General features: G+C 63.0%; 18 protein-coding genes. 5 read left to right on the top strand and 13 right to left on the bottom strand.

What is annotated here, in order from left to right; genetic code table 11:
* The first annotated feature begins 5 nt into the window (after positions 1-5).
* Positions 6-2294: a DEAD/DEAH box helicase gene (locus G7026_RS05115; protein ID WP_181069675.1), complete on the top strand. Its 2289-nt coding sequence runs from the start codon at positions 6-8 to the stop codon at positions 2292-2294.
* 5 nt (positions 2295-2299) lie between these two features.
* Here G7026_RS05115 and G7026_RS05110 read toward each other — a convergent pair whose 3' ends face one another.
* The 4 genes from G7026_RS05110 to G7026_RS05095 all read right to left on the bottom strand — a co-directional run bounded on the left by G7026_RS05110 (position 2300) and on the right by G7026_RS05095 (position 5385).
* Positions 2300-3037 carry an S-methyl-5'-thioinosine phosphorylase gene (locus G7026_RS05110; protein ID WP_181069674.1) on the bottom strand — a complete coding sequence of 246 codons (738 nt, stop codon included), beginning with the start codon at positions 3035-3037 and terminating at the stop codon, positions 2300-2302.
* 39 nt (positions 3038-3076) lie between these two features.
* On the bottom strand, positions 3077-4075 hold the full coding sequence (gene nagZ / locus G7026_RS05105) for a beta-N-acetylhexosaminidase (RefSeq protein ID WP_181069673.1): 999 nt from the start codon (positions 4073-4075) through the stop codon (positions 3077-3079).
* A 14-nt stretch (positions 4076-4089) separates the two neighbouring features.
* Entirely contained in the window at positions 4090-4614 is a 525-nt protein-coding gene (locus G7026_RS05100; protein WP_181069672.1) for a L,D-transpeptidase, read from the bottom strand.
* 63 nt (positions 4615-4677) lie between these two features.
* The gene (locus G7026_RS05095) at positions 4678-5385 is read right to left on the bottom strand and encodes a TetR/AcrR family transcriptional regulator (protein ID WP_181069671.1); all 708 of its coding nucleotides are present in this window, start codon (positions 5383-5385) and stop codon (positions 4678-4680) included.
* A gap of 196 nt (positions 5386-5581) precedes the next feature.
* Here G7026_RS05095 and lexA point away from each other — a divergent pair, with 196 nt between their 5' ends.
* On the top strand, positions 5582-6190 hold the full coding sequence (gene lexA, locus G7026_RS05090; protein WP_181069670.1) for a transcriptional repressor LexA: 609 nt from the start codon (positions 5582-5584) through the stop codon (positions 6188-6190).
* Positions 6191-6199: 9 nt separating this feature from the next.
* Complete coding sequence (gene sulA, locus G7026_RS05085; protein WP_181069669.1) at positions 6200-6673, top strand: SOS-induced cell division inhibitor SulA; 474 nt, start codon at positions 6200-6202, stop codon at positions 6671-6673.
* Between the two features lie 27 nt (positions 6674-6700).
* Here the strand turns inward: sulA and G7026_RS05080 are convergent, their stop codons facing one another.
* The 6 genes from G7026_RS05080 to fadB form a co-directional block, all read right to left on the bottom strand.
* The gene (locus G7026_RS05080; protein ID WP_181069668.1) at positions 6701-6937 is read right to left on the bottom strand and encodes a hypothetical protein; all 237 of its coding nucleotides are present in this window, start codon (positions 6935-6937) and stop codon (positions 6701-6703) included.
* 93 nt (positions 6938-7030) lie between these two features.
* Complete coding sequence (locus G7026_RS05075; RefSeq protein ID WP_181069667.1) at positions 7031-7555, bottom strand: DUF6586 family protein; 525 nt, start codon at positions 7553-7555, stop codon at positions 7031-7033.
* A gap of 113 nt (positions 7556-7668) precedes the next feature.
* Positions 7669-10272, bottom strand: a complete 2604-nt coding sequence (gene topA, locus G7026_RS05070; protein WP_181069666.1) for a type I DNA topoisomerase — start codon at positions 10270-10272, stop codon at positions 7669-7671.
* A gap of 239 nt (positions 10273-10511) precedes the next feature.
* Positions 10512-10739, bottom strand: coding sequence for a DUF1653 domain-containing protein (locus tag G7026_RS05065; RefSeq protein ID WP_181069665.1), 228 nt, complete (start codon positions 10737-10739; stop codon positions 10512-10514).
* Positions 10740-10800: 61 nt separating this feature from the next.
* The gene (fadA, locus tag G7026_RS05060) at positions 10801-11976 is read right to left on the bottom strand and encodes an acetyl-CoA C-acyltransferase FadA (protein WP_181069664.1); all 1176 of its coding nucleotides are present in this window, start codon (positions 11974-11976) and stop codon (positions 10801-10803) included.
* A gap of 18 nt (positions 11977-11994) precedes the next feature.
* Complete coding sequence (fadB, locus tag G7026_RS05055; RefSeq protein ID WP_181069663.1) at positions 11995-14142, bottom strand: fatty acid oxidation complex subunit alpha FadB; 2148 nt, start codon at positions 14140-14142, stop codon at positions 11995-11997.
* Positions 14143-14587: 445 nt separating this feature from the next.
* On the opposite strand from fadB, the gene G7026_RS05050 reads away from it, so the two are divergent.
* Both G7026_RS05050 and G7026_RS05045 read left to right on the top strand, forming a co-directional pair.
* Complete coding sequence (locus G7026_RS05050) at positions 14588-16618, top strand: S9 family peptidase (RefSeq protein ID WP_181069662.1); 2031 nt, start codon at positions 14588-14590, stop codon at positions 16616-16618.
* Positions 16619-16738: 120 nt separating this feature from the next.
* On the top strand, positions 16739-17107 hold the full coding sequence (locus G7026_RS05045; protein ID WP_181069661.1) for a YgaP family membrane protein: 369 nt from the start codon (positions 16739-16741) through the stop codon (positions 17105-17107).
* Between the two features lie 33 nt (positions 17108-17140).
* On the opposite strand, the gene G7026_RS05040 is transcribed toward G7026_RS05045, so the two are convergent.
* From G7026_RS05040 to G7026_RS05030, 3 genes are read right to left on the bottom strand one after another with little or no spacing between them, the layout of a single operon-like run.
* On the bottom strand, positions 17141-18133 hold the full coding sequence (locus G7026_RS05040; protein ID WP_181069660.1) for a succinylglutamate desuccinylase: 993 nt from the start codon (positions 18131-18133) through the stop codon (positions 17141-17143).
* Positions 18134-18144: 11 nt separating this feature from the next.
* Positions 18145-18426, bottom strand: a complete 282-nt coding sequence (locus G7026_RS05035; protein WP_181069659.1) for a topoisomerase II — start codon at positions 18424-18426, stop codon at positions 18145-18147.
* A 48-nt stretch (positions 18427-18474) separates the two neighbouring features.
* Positions 18475-19695: an aspartate aminotransferase family protein gene (locus tag G7026_RS05030; protein WP_181069658.1), complete on the bottom strand. Its 1221-nt coding sequence runs from the start codon at positions 19693-19695 to the stop codon at positions 18475-18477.
* Positions 19696-19760 lie beyond the last annotated feature (65 nt).

Genomic DNA, 19760 nt, shown 5'->3' with positions numbered 1-19760 from the left:
AACACATGATGCACCAAGCGGAGCGTCAGCCGAGCAGCGACCAGGCGCCGACACCGCGCCTGACCCTGGGCAGTTGCCTCACGACCCACTATCACGCGGGCAACGGGCGGATGGTCAGCGAGCACCAGCATCGCGCCGGCCTGAGTTTCATCTACGGCGATAGCGCCGTACACGGCCCCACGTTGCGAAGCGAACCGCGCCCGACCGTCGACCGACAGCCCCAGGCCGAACAGGCGCTGCGCCAGCAGCTGTTGCAGCTCGGCTTCAGAACCGCGCTGCGCCAGAGCCTGGCGCTACCCAAGGATTCGGCGGAAATGTTCGACCGCGCCAGCGAGGAAGACTGGCTGCGTTTCGCCATCGAGCAGTTGCCGCAGCTGCGCGCGCAAGGCTGGGAAGTGGACGTGCGTCCAGGCTTTCTGTTCGACCTGACGCCGGTGGATGGCTGGTACGCCAGCGCCCGCCCGGACGCGGACGCCCTGCGCTTCGAGCTCGAGGTGGGCATCCTGATCAGGGGGCAGCGCGTCAGCCTGCTGCCCCTGCTGGCCCGTCTGGTTCACCAGAAGCCCGGCCAGTTCGCCCCGCTGCAGCTCAAGCGCCGCAGCGACGATGAATGGGTACGCCTGCAACTCGATCGCAGCAATCGGGACAGCCGTCCGCTGCAGGTGGCGGTCCCGTTAGCACGGATCAAACCGATCCTCGCCACCCTTGGCGAGCTCTACCTTTCCGAGCAACCGATGGCCGACACGCTGGAGCTGAGCACGGCCGACGCCGCCCGCCTGAGCGGCCTCGAAGAGGCGGGACTGCACTGGCATGAAGGATCGCAACTGCTGGATTTCGCACACGCACTGGCGGACCGGCCAAGCGCCGACGAACCGAGCGGACTGGGCGCCGCGCTGCGCCCCTATCAGCGCGAGGGGCTTGGCTGGTTGCAGACGCTTCGCCAGTTGCAGGTGGGCGGCATCCTCGGCGACGACATGGGCCTGGGCAAGACCCTGCAGAGCCTTGCCCACCTGCTGGAGGAAAAGAACGCCGGGCGCCTGGACCGACCGGCGCTGGTGGTCATGCCCACCAGCCTGATCCCCAACTGGCAGGACGAAGCGGCACGCTTTACCCCGCAACTTCGCGTTGCTGCCCTACACGGTGCAGGGCGCAAGGCCCATTTCGCCAAGCTCGCCGACTATGACCTGCTGCTGACCACTTATGCGCTGCTGCCCCGGGACATCGAAAAGCTCAAGCTGCAGGCTTTTCACGTGCTGATTCTCGACGAGGCGCAGAACATCAAGAATCCCGGCAGCAAGGCTGCGGTCGCGGCCTGTCAGTTGGTCGCGCGCCAGCGACTGTGCCTGACTGGCACACCCCTGGAAAATCACCTGGGGGAGCTGTGGTCTCTGTTCCAGTTCCTCATGCCCGGTTGGCTCGGCGAAGCCAATGCCTTCAACCGGGACTACCGCATCCCGATCGAGAAGCATGGCGACAGCGCCCGTCTCGCGCATCTCAAAGGCAGGATCAACCCGTTCCTGCTCCGTCGCAAAAAGGAAGACGTGGCGCGCGAACTGCCAGCGAAGAACGAAATCATCCAATGGATCGAACTGAACGCGGCGCAGCGTGAGATCTACGAGAACGTGCGCCAGGCGATGAACCGCAAGGTCCAGGAAGAAATCGACCGCAAGGGCCTGGCGCGCAGCCAGCTGATCATCCTCGAGGCCCTGCTCAAACTGCGCCAGGTGTGCTGCGATGTTCGCCTGGTCGCAAGCGATGCCAAGCCGGCACGCGGGACCACCTCGGGTAAGCTGGATCGTCTGGTGGAAATGCTCGAGCGCCTGCTGGCCGAGGGCCGCAAGGTGCTGCTGTTTTCCCAGTTCACCTCGATGCTCGCGCTGATCGAGGGCGAGCTCAAGCAGCGTCGCATCGACTACGTGCAGATCACTGGCGCCACCAAGGACAGGCGTCAGCCCGTCGAGCGCTTCCAGGCTGGCGAGGTTCCCGTCTTCCTGATCAGCCTCAAGGCTGGCGGCACCGGGCTTAACCTGACCGCCGCCGACACCGTGATCCATTACGACCCCTGGTGGAATCCGGCCGCCGAAAACCAGGCCACGGATCGCGCGCACCGCATTGGCCAGGATAAATCGGTGTTCGTCTACAAGCTGATCGCACGGGGCACCGTCGAAGAACGCATCCTGCAGCTGCAGGCGGAGAAATCCGATCTGGCCGCCGGACTGCTCGAAGGCAGCGACAAGGAAGGCTGGAACCTGCAGCAAAGCGACATCGACGCCCTGCTCGCCCCCCTGCCCTGACCCGGCTAGCCGGCCAATACGCGACCGAGCACGGCGCGCGCCTTGCCGATCCCCTCGGCCAACGCGGCCTCGATCTCTTCCATGGTGATGATCCCGGTGGATTTACCCGCAGCAGGGTTGACCACCAGCGCCAGGCACGCGTAGGGCAGCTCCAGCTCCCGCGCCAGTACCGCTTCGGGCATGCCGGTCATGCCGACGATGTCACAGCCGTCGCGCTCCATGCGGGCGATCTCGGCGACCGTTTCCAGCCGGGGCCCCTGAGTACAGCCATACACGCCATGACTGCTGAACGCGTAGCCTTCGACTGCCAGCGCGGCGACCAGACGGCTGCGCAGCGCCTCGTCATAGGGGTAGCTGAAATCCACGTGGGTAACATGTTCGAGCTCCCCCTCGAAGAAGGTGTGATCGCGCCCCGAGGTGTAGTCGATCAGTTGATGCGGCACACAGAAGTGCCCGGCACCCATCGCCGCATGGATCCCGCCCACGGCATTCATCGCAAGCACCGCCTCGGCACCCGCTTCCTTGAGTGCCCAGAGGTTGGCCCGGTAGTTCACCTGGTGCGGTGGAATGCGATGCGGATGCCCGTGACGGGCCAGGAACAACACGTCGCGACCCGCGAATTCACCGCGCAGGATGGGGGCCGAAGGCGCTCCGTAAGGCGTGTCGATGGCGATCGCATCGCGCAGATTGAACCCGGACAGCTGGGTCAGGCCCGTGCCGCCGATGATGGCGTGAATGGTCATGGCGTTATCCTTGGTCTTGCAAACGTGGAGGCGTGGACCTCAGTCGATCAGGTCAGCGGACCTGAGCACACCGATGGCGGCGAGCCAGCGTGGGTCCTGCTTGTAGTCGAGCGAAACGCTGGTGCGACGGCGCATCCGAGCCAGGCGCGCAGCCGGCTGAACCGAGCGGCGCTGCAAGGCGACCAGCGCGAGCTCGGCGGCGCCACGGTCGTTGCAGACCAGCCCCATGTCACAGCCGGCGTCCAGCGCTGCCTCGATCCTGCCGGCTGCATCGCCGGCGACATGGGCGCCGGCCATGGAGAGGTCGTCGCTGAAAATCACGCCGTCGAAACCGAGTTCGCCGCGCAAGATGTCTTGCAACCAGCGGCGGGAAAAGCCTGCCGGCTGATCATCCACCTGCGGATAGATGACATGGGCGGGCATCACCGCATCCAGCTTCGAGCTCAACGCCTGGAACGGCAGCATGTCATGGTTGCGGATGGTCGCCAGGTCGCGCTCGTCGACGGGAATGGCCACATGCGAGTCGGCCTCGGCCCACCCGTGTCCGGGGAAGTGCTTGCCGGTGCAGGCCATGCCGGCCTCGTGCATGCCTTCGATAAAGGCGCCGATCAGCTCGATCGCCCGCCGAGGGTCGGCCTCGAATGACCGAGCACCAATCACCGCGCTACGCTGGTGATCGAGGTCCAGCACCGGCGCGAAACTGATGTCCAGCCCGACTGCCAACACCTCAGTGGCCATTACCCAGCCGCAGGATTTGGCCAGCGCCAGCGCATCGGCACAGGCAGCCAAGCGGCGCATTGCCGGCAGGCGCACGAAGCCCTGGCGCAGCCGCTGGACCCGCCCGCCTTCCTGATCGACCGCGAGCAGAAGGTCCGGGCGCACCGCACGAATCGAGCGGCAAAGCTGCTGGACCTGCGCAGGGTCCTCGATATTGCGGGCAAACAGGATCAGCCCACCGACCTGCGGCTGGCGCAACAGATGACGGTCCTCGGCGGTGAGCCAGGTGCCGGCGATGTCCAGCATCAGAGAGCCTTGCATGTCTTGCTTAATCCTTATTCGAGAGGGGCCGTTGCCCAGTCTGGGCGGCTGTCTTCCTCGATCTGCACGGAGCAACCGGCCGGAACTTGCGGAAACAGCTCGAGCAGGTCGGCGCTGTGCAGGCGCACGCAACCGTGGGAGAGCGGTACGCCCAGCGGTTCACGGTCGGGCGTGCCATGCAGATAAATGTAGCGACGGAAGGTATCGACCGCGCCAAGGCGATTGAAGCCCGGCTCGCAACCGCTTAGCCAGAGGATACGACTGAGTATCCAGTCACGACCGGGATGCTGCTCATGCAGCTCCGGCGTCCAGGTTTCGCCAGTCCAGCGCCTGCCCCGCAACACCGCGCCGGCCGGCAGCCCGTCGCCAATACGGGCGCGCACCACATGTCGTCCGCGCGGCGTACAACCGGAGCCATTGCGCTCGCCAGCCCCGTTCAGGGCAGTCGATACAGGCAGCCGGCAGCGCAGCCGACCCTGGCAAAAGCCATAGAGCTGCTGATCGGCGATGGAAATATGGAGGTGATCGAGAGTAGCCATGGCGGCAAGCTTAACAGGCGCCGCAAACTCGGGCGAGGCGGTAACTGCTGCCCAGCCGAAGGCTCAGGCCTTGGCCGGCATGGCTACCGCGTTGCGACGTGCGCGCGGATGGGCGCCGGCGAGCGAGGCGTCCTGTATCCCGCTCTCGGCACGCATACCAGCGGCCAGGAACGGCACCATCATGCGCATCACCTGTTCGATGGAAGTATCGACACCGAAATCATTATCAGCGATGGCACGCAGCGCCTTGATGCCCGACATGCTGAACGCGGCAGCGCCAAGCATGAAATGGACGCGCCAGAACAGCTCGATCGGAGGGATCGACGGGGCCGCCTCGTGTACCCGATGCATGTAGCGGCGAAACACCCTGCCGTACATGTCTTCCAGGTAACGCCGCAAATGGCCCTGGCTCTGGCTGAAGGCAAGTCCCAGAAGACGCATGAAGATCGACAGGTCGTCGCCGCTGCGCGGCTTCACCGCTATGGTCTGCTCGACAAGGATTTCCAGCAGCTGCTCGAGCGTGTCGGGTACATCCGACTCGGATTCTCGCCGATCGAGCTCCTTTTCCAGACTGGCGCAGAACGGTCCGAGGAAGCGCGAGAAAACGGCCTGGATGAGGGCCTTCTTCGAGCCGAAGTGATAGTTGACCGCAGCCAGATTGACGCCGGCCTTGCTGGTGATCAAGCGAAGCGACGTTTCGGCGAAGCCTTTCTCCGCGAACAGCTGTTCCGCAGCATCCAGAATGCGCTCCACCGTTTCGGACTGCGCCATTGACCCCTCCGCCAGACAAACACCTGTTTGAAACTTACGTTTCAAACGGCGCCAAGTCAACAGACAACCTGCTCGCCGGGTCCAGGATCATATCCCAAAGTGCCACAGGGCAAACCCTGACGAGGCAAAACAGCGATTGCCAACCACAGGCCACTGTATATAATCCCAGCTACTGGATAAACGCACAGAGCCCGCCATGATCAAGCTGACGCCGCGCCAATCGGAAATCCTAGCCTTCATCAAAAGCTGCCTGGAAGACAACGGCTATCCCCCGACCCGTGCCGAGATAGCCCAGGCGCTTGGCTTCAAATCGCCCAATGCCGCGGAGGATCACCTCAAGGCGTTAGCCAAGAAAGGCGCCATCGAGATGACTCCCGGCGCATCGCGCGGCATCCGCATCCCAGGCTTCGAAGCGGCGAACGAAGAGACCGGCCTGCCGATCATTGGCCGCGTGGCTGCTGGCGCGCCCATCCTGGCCCAGCAACATGTCGAGGAATCCTGCCAGATCAACCCTGCATTTTTCCATCCACGTGCCGACTACCTTTTGCGGGTGCGTGGCATGAGCATGAAGGACGTCGGGATTTTCGATGGCGACCTGCTTGCCGTGCATACCACCCGTGAAGCCCGCAACGGCCAGATCGTCGTCGCCCGCGTCGGTGACGAGGTCACCGTCAAGCGCTTCAAGCGCGACGGCAAGAAGGTCTGGCTAGTTGCGGAAAATCCCGAATTCGCTCCAATCGAGGTCGACCTCGAGCAGCAGGAACTGGTCATCGAAGGTTTGAGTGTCGGCGTAATTCGCCGCTGAGGAGAAACCATGCAGTATCAGAGCATTCCATCACGCTCGCAGCTGTCCTTGTTCGAGGGCTTCCTGGCCCACAACATGGCGTCTTTCTCGACGCTGCCGCTCAAGGACAGTGAATCCGAATCGGAAAGGCTCAGCGAGATGAGCCTCAGCGGCAGCAGCACGCATTGCCAGTTGCTGCTGGCTCCGATCCTGCGGGATCTGAGCGAAGCGGCCGACAGCCGCTGGTTGACGTTGATCGCACCACCCTCGGTGTTGACTCAGGAATGGCTGAAGGAAAACGGGCTCAATCGCGAACGTATTCTGCTATTGCAGCCAAGGGGCACGCACAATGCGCTCGACCTGGCCTGCAAAGCCCTGATGTCAGGCTGCAGCCATACGGTTATCAGCTGGCTCGGAAAACTCGACGGTGCCACACGACAGAAGCTGCGTGCTGCGGCACGTAGGGGAAGCGCCCAGAGCCTCAATATCAGGCTGGGCTGCTAAATCTGTCAGCACAGGGACGTGCCGACCTCAATGCAAGACCCGCGACCCTTCCTCTTCCCGCTCCAACTCCCCTTCCGACATCCGCCCCGCCATCTGCACCCCAACATTGATCATCGCCTTGGCAACTTCAACGTGTTGCCCCTGCAGAAAGAGTTTCGCGTCGCTTGAAAAGTCCAGCGTAAGCAGCGCTTCTTCGTCGTCCGCACGGCGCAGGACGATGCGCCCGTCGGGCAGTTCGACAATTTCCAGAAAAGACGTAGGCATGAGATCACTCTCCATGAAAGAGCCCATTGTACCAGCCGAGCGCGATTGCCACAGGCTCGCCTCAGTAGTCGAGCCCAGCGCCCGCCGCCGGCATCACCACTCAGTCATCGACTCGCGAAAGCGCAGCGCCAGGCGCTTGAGGTTTTGCCGCCATGCCTCGACCTCTTCGCGGGACAGGCCAGGTGCCTCCTCCTCGGCATCCATGCTGACCGCTTCGATCAAGGGAGTGCGAGGGTCGACTTTGACTTTTGCAGGAACCTGGGGAGGCTGGAACAGCGCCGCATAAGCCGCCAACAGCTGTCCGAGCCAGGTTTCCGGGTGGTTTGCCAGCTCCACCAGTTCACCACGCTCCGGACTCGGATACGCCTCCAATGAAGCAGGCGTAAGCATTGCTTCGGCCTGTGGCGCGCCGGCATCGGCTGAGCGGTAATAGCCGGCGATCTCGTGACAGAGGCCTAGCAGCGCGCCGTACAGGTGAAACAGGCAGGCTTCCCGCTCCGCCTGAATCAGGCCCTGGGCATTCATTGATCCGCCCTGCTCGCCCTGGCGCCAGCTCTCCAGCGACAGACCGGCAAAGTACATCTTCTGATTCGTTCGGGTATAGAGCTCGTGGGCCATGGGGCATTCTCCGCAACAGGATCGAAAGCAGCATGATTCGGCGACGCCCAGACGGCAAGCCGATAGAGACTGAAGGCAGTCGCCGCTGGGCGACTGCTCTCAGGGCGCTCGGCTCAGCGCTTGTCTTCGACCTTCCACTTGCCACCGTCGTAGAAGGCGCGCCAGCCGGTCGGCTTGCCCTCGACCTCGGTTTGCACGTACTGCTCCTTGGTTTTGCGGCTGAAGCGAATCACCGCGGGACGCCCCTCCGGATCCTTTTGCGGCGCCAGCAGCAGGAAGTGGTACTTCGGGTCGATCTCGTCCTTGTGCGGCAGTAGCTCGACCACCAGCGGCGCACGGGTTTCTCGGTTCTTGGGGAACTGGCTGGCAGCGAGGAACAGCCCAGAGGCACCGTCGCGCAGAACGTAGGTATCGTCGACCTTCTCGCACTTGAGCTCGGGCATCTTCACTGCGTCCATTTTGGGCGGCGCAGGCTCACCACTTTTCAGCAGCTTTCGGGTGTTCTTGCACTCGCTGTTGGTGCAGCCGAAGAACTTGCCGAAGCGGCCAGTCTTGAGCTGCATTTCGCTGCCGCACTTGTCGCATTCCAGGCTCGGACCTTCGTAGCCCTTGATACGGTACTGCCCCTCTTCGACCTCGTAGCCGGAGCAATCGGGGTTGTTGCCGCAAATATGCAGCTTGTGCTTTTCGTCGAGCAGATAGGCATCCATCGCCGTGCTGCAGATCGGGCAGCGGTGCTTGCCCAACAACACTCGCGATTCCGATTCGCCTTCGTCATCGGCAGCGATCTCGTCACCCGGAATCAGGTTGGCCGTCGACTTGCAGCGTTCTTTCGGCGGCAGGCTATAACCGGAGCAACCAAGGAAGACGCCGGTGGACGCGGTGCGGATCATCATCGGACGCCCGCAGACCTTGCAGGGAATGTCAGTGAGCGTCGGCTGGTTGGCTCGCATGCCACCCTCACCGCTTTCAGCCGCCTCGAGCTTGCCCCTGAAATCACCATAGAACTCATCGAGCAGGTGCTTCCACTCACGCTCGCCCTGGGCGACGTCGTCCAGGTTTTCTTCCATGGCGGCAGTGAAGCCGTAGTCCATCAGATTGTTGAAGCTCTCCGACAGGCGCTCGGTGACGATATCGCCCATCTTTTCCGAGTAGAACCGGCGATTATGCAGCGAGACGTAACCGCGGTCCTGGATGGTCGAGATGATCGCCGCATAGGTCGAAGGTCGGCCAATGCCGCGCTTCTCCATTTCCTTGACCAGGCTGGCTTCGGAGTAGCGCGCCGGCGGCTTGGTGAAATGCTGGCTCGGGTCGAGCTTGAGCAAGGTCATCGCATCGCCCTGCTTCATCTCAGGGAGCACGTCGTCTTCGCCGGACTTGCTCTGCTGCGGCAGCACCCGGGTGTAGCCGTCGAACTTGAGAATACGGCCCTTGGCGCGCAGTTCGAAATCGGCGGCGGCCACCGTTACGCCGGTGGACAGGTACTCGGCTGGCGGCATCTGACAAGCGACGAACTGGCGCCAGATGAGATCGTAGAGGCGTTCGGCGTCGCGCTCCATGCCTGAAAGCTGGTTCGGCCGCAGATTCACATCAGACGGGCGGATCGCCTCGTGGGCCTCCTGCGCGCCTTCCTTGCTGGAGTAGACGTTCGCCTTCTCCGGCAGATACTGCGATCCGAATTCGCTTTCGATGAAGCCCCGGGCCATGCCGAGGGCGTCGGCCGAGAGGTTGGTCGAGTCGGTACGCATGTAGGTGATGTAGCCGGCCTCATAGAGACGCTGGGCCATCATCATGGTCTTCTTCACGCCAAAACCGAGGCGGTTGCTCGCCGCCTGCTGCAGCGTGGAGGTGATGAACGGCGCCGAGGGACGGCTGCTGGTGGGCTTGTCCTCGCGCTTGACGACGCTATAGCTGGCGCCCTTGAGCTTCTCCAGCGCCGCGTTGGCCTGGGCTTCGTTGAGCGGCTTGAAGGCTTCGCCATTCTGCCTGGCGACCTCGAAGCGCACGGTGGCCTTTTTCGCGGTCGCCAGATCGGCGTGGACTTCCCAGTATTCCTCGGGCACGAAGGCGCGGATCTCACGCTCGCGCTCGACCACCAGCTTTACCGCCACCGACTGCACGCGGCCAGCCGAGAGCCCGCGGGCAATCTTCTGCCAGAGCAACGGCGAGACCATGTAACCGACGACGCGGTCGAGGAAGCGGCGCGCCTGCTGGGCGTTGACGCGATTGATGTCCAGGTCGCCAGGCTTGGAGAAGGCCTCCTGGATCGCCTTCTTGGTGATTTCGTTGAACACCACGCGCTTGTAGCGGCTGTCGTCGCCACCGATGGACTCGCGCAGGTGCCAGGCAATGGCTTCCCCCTCGCGATCCAAGTCGGTCGCGAGATAGATGGTGTCGGCTTCCTTGGCCAGGCGCCGCAGTTCCTCGATCACCTTCTCCTTACCCGGCAGGATCTCGTACTTGGCCTTCCATCCCGCCTCGGGGTCGACACCCATGCGTGCGAAGAGCTGGCGCTTGGATTTTTCCTTTGGCGACAGGGCAGCGGTTTCGGCGCTCTTGGTGCGCTTGGCCGGCTCTTTGTTGGCAGTGCCCGAGCCGCTGGTGGGAAGGTCGCGGATGTGGCCGATACTCGACTTCACCACGTACTGGTTGCCCAAATACTTGTTGATGGTCTTGGCCTTGGCCGGTGATTCCACGATGACCAGCGATTTACCCATGGAGAGGAGAGTTCCTGAATCGAGATGTGAAGGCGGTAGATGCCCGAACTGCAGTAAAGCAAACCGGCGTTCGTGCGCAGCCAGAGCTGAAGCGACACGATGACGCCAGGGTGTGCGGCCCATCGCCGGGTGCCAGAACAGGCATTGGCGGATTCACGGAGCCGCAAAAGCACCGCTATATATAGTGGCGACGAAGCCGAGGTCAAGCGCATGGCCTGCCGAGCGTCCTGCCCTTTGCGTCAGAAACGGGCCGGTTCGGCCTCGATCAAGGCAAAGCGCGGAACTGTCTCGCCATCGACTTCCACCGTCTCGGTGAACATCGACAGCGGGCGAACCCAGAGGCCCTGCTCGCCATACAGCGCCTGATAGAACACCAGCGCTTCCTCGGTCTCGGAGTGGCGGACCACGGCGAACACACGGTATTCGGGCCCCTTGTAATGGCGATAGCGCCCGGGCTGTATTTGCATGTGCCGTCCTCAAAAAGAAAAACCGGGGCACGTGGCCCCGGTTTCGGTCGACGATACGCGATCAGACGCGCTCGAACACCGTGGTGATCCCCTGGCCAAGCCCCACACACATGGTGGACACGCCCAGAGCACCGCCGTTCTGCTTCATCACGTTCAACAGGGTGCCAGAGATGCGCGCACCGGAGCAACCGAACGGATGGCCCAGCGCGATCGCGCCGCCGTGCAGATTAACCTTCTGCTCCATCTTGTCGAGCAGCTTGAGGTCCTTGAGCACAGGCAATGCCTGAGCTGCGAACGCCTCGTTGAGCTCGACGAAATCGATGTCGTCGATGGTCAGGCCGGCACGCTTGAGCGCCTTCTGGGTGGACGGTACGGGACCGTAACCCATGATCGCCGGGTCCACACCGGCAACGGCCATGGCACGGATCACGGCCATCGGCTGGATGCCCAGATCCTGGGCACGCTGCGCCGACATCACGATCATGCAGGACGCGCCGTCGGTGATCTGCGAGGAGGTACCGGCAGTCACGGTGCCGCCCTTGGGATTGAACGCCGGCTTGAGCTGCGCGAGGCTTTCGAGGGTCGTCTCCGGACGAATGGTTTCGTCGTAGTCGAACATCTTCAGGAAGCCATTCTCGTCGTAGCCCTGCATCGGGATGATCTCATCCTTGAACTTGCCTTCGACGGTGGCCTTGTGGGCCAGGCGATGGGAACGCTCGCCGAACGCATCCTGCTGCTCGCGGGTGATGCCATGCATCTTGCCGAGCATTTCGGCGGTCAGGCCCATCATGCCGGACGCCTTGGCGGCGTGCAGGGACATCTGAGGGTTCGGGTCGACCCCGTGCATCATGCCGACATGGCCCATGTGCTCGACACCACCGACGACGAATACGTCGCCGTTGCCGGTCATGATGGCTTGCGCGGCAGTATGCAGGGCGCTCATCGACGAACCGCACAGGCGGCTCACCGTCTGTCCGGCGCTGGTGTGCGGGATGCGGGTCAGCAACGAAGCCATGCGGGCGATGTTCCAGCCCTGCTCCAGGGTCTGGTTGACGCAGCCCCAGATCACGTCCTCGACCTCGGCCGGGTCGATTTTCGAATTGCGCGCCAGCAGGCTGTCGATCAGGTGCGCCGACATGGTCTCGGCGCGAGTGTTGCGGTGCATGCCGCCTTTGGAACGGCCCATCGGGGTGCGGCCGAAGTCGACAATGACGACGTCTCTCGGATTCAGGCTCATATTCTCGTTCTCGCTCGATTAACCGTAGAAGCGCTGGCCGTTGGCAGCCATTTCACGCAGCTTGGCGGTCGGGTGGTACAGCGGGCCCAGGTCGGCGTACTTGTCGGCCAGCGCCACGAACTCGGCAACGCCGATCGAATCGATGTAGCGCAGCGCGCCTCCGCGGAAGGGAGGGAAGCCAATGCCGTAGATCAGGCCCATGTCGGCCTCGGCAGCCGTCTCGACGATGTTGTCTTCCAGGCAACGTACGGTTTCCAGGCACAGCGGGATCATCATGAAATTGATGATGTCCTCGTCGGTCACTTCACGCTGCTCGTAGACGATCGGGGCCAGAACGCCCTGCACGCTGTCGTCGACGACCTTCTTTGGCTTGCCACGCTTGTCGGTCTCGTAGCTGTAGAAGCCCTTGCCGTTCTTCTGGCCAAGGCGATTGGCTTCATAGAGCGCATCGACGGCGGTCTTGCGATCGTCCTTCATGCGGTCCGGGAAACCCTCGGCCATGACATCGCGACCATGGTGACCGGTGTCCATGCCAACCACGTCCATCAGGTACGCCGGGCCCATGGGCCAGCCGAACTTCTCCATCACCTTGTCGATGCGCACGAAGTCGACGCCAGCGCTGACCAGGCGGGCAAAGCCGCCGAAGTACGGGAACAGCACGCGGTTGACCAGGAAGCCCGGGCAGTCGTTGACCACGACGGGGCTCTTGCCCATCTTCTTGGCGTAGGCGACGGTGGTGGCGATAGCGGTTTCGCTGGTCTTCTCGCCGCGAATCACTTCCACCAGCGGCATCATGTGTACCGGGTTGAAGAAGTGCATGCCGCAGAAGTTTTCCGGGCGCTTGAGCGCCTGGGCCAGCAGGCTGATCGAAATGGTCGAGGTGTTCGAGGCGATGATTGCGTCTTCGCGCACCAGGCCTTCCACTTCGGCCAGAACCGACTGCTTGATCTTCGGGTTCTCGACCACCGCCTCGACGACGATGTCGACGTGGCCGAAGTCGCCGTAGGACATGGTCGGACGGATAGCGTTGAGCGCCTCGGCCATCTTGGCCGGGGTCAGGCGGCCCTTCTCGACGCGCTTGCCGAGCAGTTTGGACGCCTCGTCCAGGCCCATCTGGATACCCTCTTCACGGATATCCTTCATCAGGATCGGCGTACCCTTGAGCGCGGACTGGTAGGCGATGCCGCCACCCATGATGCCGGCGCCGAGCACCGCGGCGAGTTTGACCTCACGCGCCTGCTTGTCGTAGGCCTTGGCCTTTTTCTTCAGCTCCTGATCGCTCAGGAACAGGCCAACCAGGCTCTGCGCAACGGAAGTCTTGGCGAGCTTGACGAAGCCTGCGGCCTCGACTTCCAGCGCCTTATCGCGACCAAAGCTGGCCGCTTTCTGGATGGTCTTGATCGCCTCGACCGGGGCCGGATAGTTCGGGCCCGCCTGGCCAGCGACGAAACCTTTGGAGGTCTCGAAGGCCATCATCTGTTCGATGGGGTTGAGCTTGAGCTTCTCGAGCTTGGGCTGACGCTTGGCCTTGAAATCCAGCTCTCCGGAAATGGCGCGCTTGACCAGGTCGAGTGCGGCGTCGTTCAGCTTCTCGGGAGCCACGACCGCATCGACGGCGCCTACTTTCATTGCGTCTTCGGCGCGGTTTTCCTTGCCGGATGCAATCCACTCGACGGCGTTGTCGACACCGATCAGGCGCGGCAGACGCACGGTACCGCCGAAGCCCGGGTAGATGCCCAACTTGACTTCCGGCAGGCCGACCTTGGCCGTAGCGGACATCACGCGGTAGTCGGCGGCCAGGCACATTTCGAAACCGCCACCCAGGGCGATGCCGTTGATGGCGGCGACGGTGGGCACGCCCAGGTCTTCGAAATCGCTGAAGATCTTGTTGGCTTCGAGGTTGCCGGCAACCAGCTCCTCGTCGGGCATTTTGAAGTTGTCGACGAACTCGGTGATATCGGCACCGACGATGAAGACGTCCTTGCCGCTGCTGACGATCACGCCTTTGACGGAAGTGTCTGCCTTGATGGCATCGACGGCCTGACGGAGTTCGTTAAGAGTGAGGCTATTGAATTTATTGACGGACTCACCCTTGAGGTCGAAATTCACTTCGACGATGCCGCTCTCAAGAGCCTTAACCGTGATGGCTTTACCTTCGTAAATCATCAACTGATCTCCACGGTATGGAAGCTGAACGTTACGCGTCGCTCGTCGCCCGGCCATCTGGCCATCCGCCGTGACGCCACGGATACGACACCCACCGACACGATAGTCGGGCCTGAACCGGGTTCCTACGCAGGCAAACACTCGATTCATACGCCCGTTTGATTTGGGTGCGCACACCTTCAGGGAAAAGCGTTGCCTTGTCAATTGGCCGACCGTAGCGGCGGCGGCGGCCACACCATCATGGCGGATGTCCCACGCCATGGGCGCATGCCCAACGCGATGATGGCCGCCCATTCACGGATCGACAGGTCCAGACGTTCGCCCACTACCCTTACCGATGAGCGAGCCGGGTAAACTCGGCCAATCGCCGGTCTATGTCACTACAGATAACCGGAACCGCTTCAATGCCGCCGCTGCACCTGCAGCCGCCCTGCCCGGAGTACCCATGAGCAAAGCCCCGACTGCCAGAGTAGACCAGGGAGACGATCCCTACCGTTGGCTGGAAAACCGCGACGCTGCGGATGTGGTTGAATACCTCAAGGCAGAGAATGCCTATCTGGAAGAGCAACTGGCCGAACAGGCCGAGCTGCGCGAGACCCTCTTCCAAGAAATAAAAGGTCGCATTCGCGAGACCGACCTGTCGTTGCCCAGCCCCTGGGGTCCCTGGCTGTATTACCAGCGCACCACCGCCGGCGACGAATACCCGCGTCACTACCGTTGCCCCAGGCCGGTCGATGGCTCGCTCAAGGTCGACGAAACGGCCGAGCAGCTGCTGCTCGACCCGAACGAGCTCGCCAACGGTGGCTTCCTGTCCCTGGGCGCCTTCAGCGTCAGCCAGGATCACAGCAAGCTTGCCTACAGCCTCGATACCCAGGGCGACGAGATCTATCAGCTGTTCGTCAAGGATCTCCAGAGCGGCGAGATAACCGCCCTGCCCTTCGAACACTGCGACGGCAGCATGACCTGGGCCAACGACAGCCAGACGCTGTTTTTCGGCGAGCTGGACGAAACTCACCGCCCGCACCGCATCAACCGCTATCGCCTGGGCGAAGCGAGCCCCACCGAGGTGTTTTACGACCCGGACGGCCGCTACTTCGTGCATTGCTACCGTGCCAGCTCCGACCGGCAACTGGTCATCCTCTCCCACAGCAAGACCACCAGCGAAGCCTGGGTACTGCCGGCCGACACGCCGGAAGGCACCTGGACCTGCCTCGCGACTCGCGAGGAAGAACACGAATACTTCCCGGACCACGGTCTGCACGAGGGGCGCTGGAGCTGGCTGATCCGCAGCAACCAGGCAGGCATCAACTTCGCGCTCTACGCAGCCGACGAAGACCGCCCGCAGCGCGAGCATTGGCAGGAGCTGGTCCCGCATGACGAGGCAGTGATGCTCGAAGACGTCAGCCTGAACGCCGAGGCCATCACCCTGACACTGCGTGCCGAGGGCCTGCCGCTGATCGAGGTGCGCCCGCAAGGCGTCGCGCCCTACCGCGTCCAACTGCCCGATGCGGTGTACAGCCTGCACGTGCAGAACAGCCTAGAATTCACCAGCACGGTGATCCGGCTGCGCTACGAGGCGCTCAACCGCCCGGCACAGATCCGTGAGCTTGTCCTCGCCGATGGTAGCCAGCAGGTGCTCAAGGAAACCCCGGTGGAAGGGCCCTTCGAGGCGGATGCCTATGAAAGCCGGCGCATCTGGGCCACAGCGCCCGACGGCACCCGCGTGCCGGTGAGCCTGGTGGCGAGGCGCGAGACCTTCGGTCAGCCGGCTCCGCTCTACCTCTACGGTTATGGGGCCTATGGCCACAGCCTCGATCCCTGGTTCTCCCATGCGCGGCTGTCGCTGCTCGATCGCGGTTTCGTCTTCGCCATCGCCCACGTGCGCGGCGGCGGCGACCTGGGCGAGGCCTGGTATCGCGCCGGCAAGCTCGAGCACAAGCCCAACACTTTCAGCGACTTCATCGCCTGCGCCGAGACTTTGATCGCCGAGGGTTACACCCAACCTTCGCAGCTGGTCATCAGCGGTGGCAGTGCCGGCGGTCTACTGATCGGCGCGGTCCTAAACCTGCGTCCGGAGCTGTTCGGCGCGGCCATCGCCGAGGTGCCTTTCGTCGATGTGCTCAACACCATGCTCAACCCCGACCTTCCGCTGACCGTTACCGAATACGATGAATGGGGCGACCCGAACGACCCCGAGGTGCACGCCCGTATCAAAGCCTATGCGCCTTACGAGAACGTGCGCGCGCAGAATTATCCCGCGATACTCGCCGTCGCCGGTTACAACGACAGCCGCGTCCAGTACTGGGAGGCAGCCAAGTGGGTCGCCCGCCTGCGGGCGTTGCGGACCAACGACGCACTGTTGCTGCTCAAGACCGAATTCGGCGCAGGCCATGGCGGCATGAGCGGTCGCTATCAGGCGCTCAAGGACGTGGCGCTGGAATATGCGTTCATGCTGAAGGTGTTCGGAATGACATGACAGGCACAGCCGACTGATTGCGCATCGTCAATGCAGCGGGTGGATTATCCGACCTGCGGCATGAACAGCCGGGACGCGTCAGAGTCTGTAAATGAACAACATCTTCCCGGAGACCTGATGATGAATCGCACTCTTCCTTCCGATGGTTCCAAGAGCGAGAACGTTCATGGCTGGGAGCGCACCGCCTCGGTCGTGGGCGGACTGTATTTCCTGGGCAAGGGGTTGCGGCGCGGAGGCATCGGTGGCCTGTTGCAGCTGGCCGTGGGTGGCATGGCGCTGGCGCGCGGCATGACCGGCCATTGCGAGGCGAAGCGTGTGCTCTGCGAGATCAACGAGCACACGGCGATGGCCGACAAGCATTCAAGCCAGATGCCGTTGGAGCCATCGGTCAACGATCAGCAACGCATGAAGCAGAATGCGCAGGCGGCCACCGGCAGCGCGACGGTGACCGGCAACGATTCACTGAACAACCCGCCTACCGGCGTCTGATCAAGAGAAGCCGGGCGCAACGCCCGGCACTGCTCAAGCGGGCTCGCCAGGTACTACCACCAATCCGGCCCGTTGGCCAATGGCGACCTGAGCCATTGGGAACAGGATGCGGGCTTCTTCTTCCTCGACGATCCAGCGATCTCCCTCGCCATCCTCGGCCAGCAATGTGCCGGGCACCAGCATCGCGAAATTCTCGACGTCGTCCGGCAGGCATAGCCTGAATCGCTCGCTGCGCTTGATGATTTCCCGGGCGACGCTGAACACATGAAACCGCTCCGGCGTCGCCTCTGCCTGTATCGACTGACCGGCAATTTGAGCCTGCATCGCCCGCTCGAATACCTGCAGACAAGCCGGCCAGCGCTCAGCGCTTTCCTCGGCAAGTTCGAGGGTGAAGGCTTCGGCGCCGTGCTCGTTGGCGGTGTAAGCGCTGAAGGTAGTGGATGCCGCACGCTGCATCAGCACCCCATCCATCGACGCCGCACGCAATCGCTCGAGAGCCCCCTCGGCCAAAGGACGCCCGTTGCGCCACGGACAGATGGCGAACTGGCTCAACAGCGAAGGACGCATTGCGCTATGGAGGTCGTAATGACGGCGCGTCCGCCCTTCGAGAGAAAGGAAACTCGCGGTCATGCGCTCGAGTTCCATCGCCCTCATCGCCTCGGCACCGCCTGCCTCCACGTGAGCACCACAGAACAGGCGATTAAGATCGTTGCCGATGTGGCGCACCCCACGACGAATCGCCTCGAGATTGCCGAACATGACCAACAAACGGACCCGCGGGCGCAAATCGCCCCGGGCGATCGCCCGGATCAGCCGGTCGAGCAACTCGATCGGAATGATCTCGTTGCCGTGAATCCCTGCCGACAGGAGTAAATCGACGCCACAGTCCTCGCTGGCAGGTGGCGTTATCTGAAGCACGCCATCGGCCAGCCAATGCAGCTTGACGCCGCGGCTGGTGACCTGGATTTTTTCAGCCGGTTCACGACCGGCCAGGCTTAACTCGAGCAGCTTACCCAGAGAAAGCATCCGGGCCTGCCTTAGTGGTCGTGGTTGCAGTCGGGACCGTGCACGTGGTCGTCCGCTTCGACCGGCTCCATCTCCAGCTGCAGGCTCACCAGATTGGTTGCCAGCGGGCGCAGCAGCAGGTTTGCGTATTCGGTGTCGCCATCCTCGACATCCACGCCGATCATCAGCTGGCCATTGCCGACCTGCTGGATCCACACTTCCCTGCCCTGCCACATGACGGCGAATCGGGTGCAGGAGGTTTCAAGCTGGGTACCGTCCACGTCTTCGAGGATGAGTTGAAGGCTGTCGCTCATGGTGATGTCTCTGCTGGTGACGCGGGGCCCACCCCCGCGTGGAATGGATTAGGCCTGCGTCAGGGTAGCGACGGCGCGCTCGAAACGGTTCAGCCCCTCTTCGATGTCGGCCTCGTCGATCACGAGACTCGGTGCCAGACGCACTACATCGGGACCGGCCTGCAGCACCATCACCGCCTCGCGTTCGGCCGCATCGAAGACATCCCGGGCACGCCCCTTCCAGGCGTCGGAAAGCACGCAGCCGATGAGCATGCCGCGGCCGCGAATGTGGCTGAACAGCCCATAGCGCTCGCCGATTTGCAGCAGGCGCGTCTTGAACCGCTCATGGCGTGCCTTGACGCCCTCGAGCACCTCGGGCGTGTTGACGATGTCGAGCACCCGTTCCGCGACTGCACAGGCCAAGGGATTGCCGCCATACGTCGTGCCATGGGTCCCGACACTAAAATGCGCGGCGATCTCGTGGGTAGTGAGCATGGCTCCGATCGGGAAGCCGCCACCCAGGCTCTTGGCGCTGGAGAGGATGTCCGGCACCACGTTGTAGTGCATGTAGGCGAAGAGCTCGCCGGTACGGCCCATGCCACACTGCACCTCGTCGAAGATCAGCAGCGCGTTGTGCTCGTCGCACAAGGCGCGTGCGCCTTCCAGGTAGGCCTGCTCGGCCGGCAGGATCCCGCTTTCGCCCTGGATCGGCTCGAGCACCACGGCGCAGGTTTTGTCGGAAATGGCCGCCTTCAGGGCCTCGAGATCGTTGTACGGCACATGGGTGATGCCTTCGATCTTCGGCCCGAAGCCATCGGAATACTTGGGCTGGCCGCCCACTGTGACGGTAAACAGGGTCCGACCGTGGAAGCTGTTCACCGCGGAAATAATCTCGAACTTCTGCGGCCCGTGGACATCATGGGCGTAGCGACGGGCCAGCTTGAACGCGGCCTCGTTGGCTTCGGCACCCGAGTTGCAGAAGAACACCCGGTCGGCAAAGGTCGCCGCCACCAGCTTCTTGGCCAGGCGTAGCGTCGGCTCGTTGGTGAAGATATTGGAGATGTGCCAGAGCTTGCCGGCCTGTTCGGTCAGCGCGGCAACCAATTCGGGGTGGGCGTGACCCAGCACGTTCACGGCGATGCCGCCGGAGAAATCCACCAGCTCGCGCCCCGTCTGATCCCATACTCGCGAGCCCTGACCGCGTACCGGGATGAAGCGGGCAGGCGCGAAACTGGGAACAATGACCTGGTCGAAATCGGCGCGTTCTACCGGGGTATGCGGGGCGGACATCAGAGCTCTCCTGCGAGGCGATGGAATCGAATGAGGAAGGCGCCAGCGGACCGCTGGCGCCGAAC

It is taken from the genome of Stutzerimonas azotifigens, from assembly GCF_013522725.1.
Lineage (GTDB): Bacteria > Pseudomonadota > Gammaproteobacteria > Pseudomonadales > Pseudomonadaceae > Stutzerimonas > Stutzerimonas azotifigens_A.
This window is presented reverse-complemented; position numbering and strand designations above follow the sequence as displayed.

What these genes read in the sequence shown, in the direction of transcription:
- topA (WP_181069666.1), bottom strand. Translation starts at nt 10,272, where the DNA reads ATGGGTAAATCGCTGGTCATCGTGGAATCACCGGCCAAGGCCAAGACC.
- G7026_RS05080 (WP_181069668.1), bottom strand. Translation starts at nt 6,937, where the DNA reads ATGCCTACGTCTTTTCTGGAAATTGTCGAACTGCCCGACGGGCGCATC.
- G7026_RS05040 (WP_181069660.1), bottom strand. Translation starts at nt 18,133, where the DNA reads ATGCTTTCTCTGGGTAAGCTGCTCGAGTTAAGCCTGGCCGGTCGTGAA.
- fadA (WP_181069664.1), bottom strand. Translation starts at nt 11,976, where the DNA reads ATGAGCCTGAATCCGAGAGACGTCGTCATTGTCGACTTCGGCCGCACC.
- lexA (WP_181069670.1), top strand. Translation starts at nt 5,582, where the DNA reads ATGATCAAGCTGACGCCGCGCCAATCGGAAATCCTAGCCTTCATCAAA.
- fadB (WP_181069663.1), bottom strand. Translation starts at nt 14,142, where the DNA reads ATGATTTACGAAGGTAAAGCCATCACGGTTAAGGCTCTTGAGAGCGGC.
- sulA (WP_181069669.1), top strand. Translation starts at nt 6,200, where the DNA reads ATGCAGTATCAGAGCATTCCATCACGCTCGCAGCTGTCCTTGTTCGAG.
- G7026_RS05030 (WP_181069658.1), bottom strand. Translation starts at nt 19,695, where the DNA reads ATGTCCGCCCCGCATACCCCGGTAGAACGCGCCGATTTCGACCAGGTC.
- G7026_RS05035 (WP_181069659.1), bottom strand. Translation starts at nt 18,426, where the DNA reads ATGAGCGACAGCCTTCAACTCATCCTCGAAGACGTGGACGGTACCCAG.
- nagZ (WP_181069673.1), bottom strand. Translation starts at nt 4,075, where the DNA reads ATGCAAGGCTCTCTGATGCTGGACATCGCCGGCACCTGGCTCACCGCC.
- G7026_RS05050 (WP_181069662.1), top strand. Translation starts at nt 14,588, where the DNA reads ATGAGCAAAGCCCCGACTGCCAGAGTAGACCAGGGAGACGATCCCTAC.
- G7026_RS05065 (WP_181069665.1), bottom strand. Translation starts at nt 10,739, where the DNA reads ATGCAAATACAGCCCGGGCGCTATCGCCATTACAAGGGGCCCGAATAC.
- G7026_RS05075 (WP_181069667.1), bottom strand. Translation starts at nt 7,555, where the DNA reads ATGGCCCACGAGCTCTATACCCGAACGAATCAGAAGATGTACTTTGCC.
- G7026_RS05110 (WP_181069674.1), bottom strand. Translation starts at nt 3,037, where the DNA reads ATGACCATTCACGCCATCATCGGCGGCACGGGCCTGACCCAGCTGTCC.
- G7026_RS05045 (WP_181069661.1), top strand. Translation starts at nt 16,739, where the DNA reads ATGAATCGCACTCTTCCTTCCGATGGTTCCAAGAGCGAGAACGTTCAT.
- G7026_RS05115 (WP_181069675.1), top strand. Translation starts at nt 6, where the DNA reads ATGATGCACCAAGCGGAGCGTCAGCCGAGCAGCGACCAGGCGCCGACA.
- G7026_RS05100 (WP_181069672.1), bottom strand. Translation starts at nt 4,614, where the DNA reads ATGGCTACTCTCGATCACCTCCATATTTCCATCGCCGATCAGCAGCTC.
- G7026_RS05095 (WP_181069671.1), bottom strand. Translation starts at nt 5,385, where the DNA reads ATGGCGCAGTCCGAAACGGTGGAGCGCATTCTGGATGCTGCGGAACAG.